This is a genomic window from Palleronia marisminoris (genome assembly GCF_900172315.1).
GTDB lineage: Bacteria > Pseudomonadota > Alphaproteobacteria > Rhodobacterales > Rhodobacteraceae > Palleronia > Palleronia marisminoris.
In genome coordinates this window covers 1-1,413 of the sequence record NZ_FWFV01000027.1, presented here as the reverse complement: position 1 = coordinate 1,413, position 1,413 = coordinate 1, and the positions used below count along the sequence as shown (strand labels likewise).

Here is a 1,413-nt window from a genome sequence, read left to right as displayed (position 1 = left end):
TGACGCGCGCGCGCTAGGTGCTGTGATGATTTCGTTCGACCACATTTCAACAGGGAACATAACGATGAGAAGACTGATAGCCACGTCCCTCGCTCTCGGGACCATCGCCACCGTCGCCCTTGCCCAGTCCGAGGTCCCGGCAGAGATCCGTGCCCGCCAGGGCCTCATGCAGAACTTCGCGTTCTCGCTCTCGACCCTCGGCAACATGGCGCGGGGCAACATCGAGTACGATGCCGCGCTTGCGCAAACCGCGGCCGACCGCCTCGCGACGCTGTCCAGCATCTCGCAGGAGGGCTACTGGCCCGAGGGCACCTCGACCGAAGAGCTGGACTCGACGGATGCCTTGCCCGCGATCTGGGAGGACAAGGAAGAGTTCCTGTCCCACGTCGACGAATTGCATGAGGCCGCAACCGCCATGGCCGAGGTCGCCGGTGACGGGCAGGAGGCGCTGGCCGGGCAGATGGAGGCCCTCGGCAAGACCTGCGGCGGGTGCCACGAGGAATACAGGGTCTCGGACGACTGATGCGCACGACGCTGCTTTCCCTCGCCGCGCTGGTCGCGGCGGGGGCTCTGGCCGGGTGGTATGTCACGGCCCCCGACCCTCTGCTCGCCGCCCGGATCGACGGCCTGACCGGCGATGCCGCGCGCGGCGCCCCGCTGTTCATCCAGGCCGGCTGCGCCTCGTGCCATCTTGCGCCCGGCGCCGAGGAAGGGGACGACGGACCCGTGATGTCCGGCGGCATGGCGTTCGAGACCGAGTTCGGCACGCTCTACGCCCCGAACATCTCGACGTCGTCGCAAGGCGTCGGCGACTGGTCCGACGCCGAGATCGTGAACGCGGTCGTCCGCGGCGTGGCACCCTGGGGCGGGCACTACTATCCGGCCTTGCCCTACACCTCCTACGAGAATGCCGAGCTTCAGGATATCGCGGACATCGTCGCGCATATGCGGACGCTGCCGGGATCGGACGTCGCCTCGCTGCCGCACGACATGTCCTTCCCGTTCAACATCCGCCGGTCCCTCGGGGGATGGAAGATGCTCTATGCCGATCGCGGCTGGGTGCTGGAGGATCCGGCCTCTCCCGAGGTGGAGCGCGGTCGCTACCTGGTCGAGGCGCTGTTCCATTGCGGCCAATGCCACACCCCGCGGACGGCGCTTGGCGGCATGGATCGCGGCAGCTGGCTGCAGGGCGCCGAGAACCCGAACGGCGACGGCCGCATTCCCGGCATCGCGGCCGGGCAGACCGGCTGGAGCGACGCCGACCTCGCGGCGTACCTCAAGACCGGGCTGACCCCGGATTTCGACAGCGCGGGCGGGCACATGGCGATTGTCATCCGCAACCTGAGCACCCTTCCGGACGAGGACATCCAGGCCATCGTCTCGTATCTGCGCGCCGTACCGGCGCCCGAGGGC

Annotated in this window: 2 protein-coding genes; both read left to right on the top strand. The window is 68.4% G+C overall.

Going from position 1 to position 1,413, the window contains the following annotated elements; translation table 11 throughout:
- Nucleotides 1–64: 64 nt before the first annotated feature.
- A complete protein-coding gene (locus tag PAM7066_RS18405) occupies nucleotides 65–523 on the top strand; it encodes a c-type cytochrome (protein WP_175484689.1) in 459 nt (152 codons plus the stop codon).
- Nucleotides 523–1,413 (top strand): cytochrome c (locus PAM7066_RS18400; RefSeq protein WP_085855655.1); only part of this gene is annotated, 891 nt, incomplete at its 3' end. The genes PAM7066_RS18405 and PAM7066_RS18400, both read left to right, overlap by 1 nt.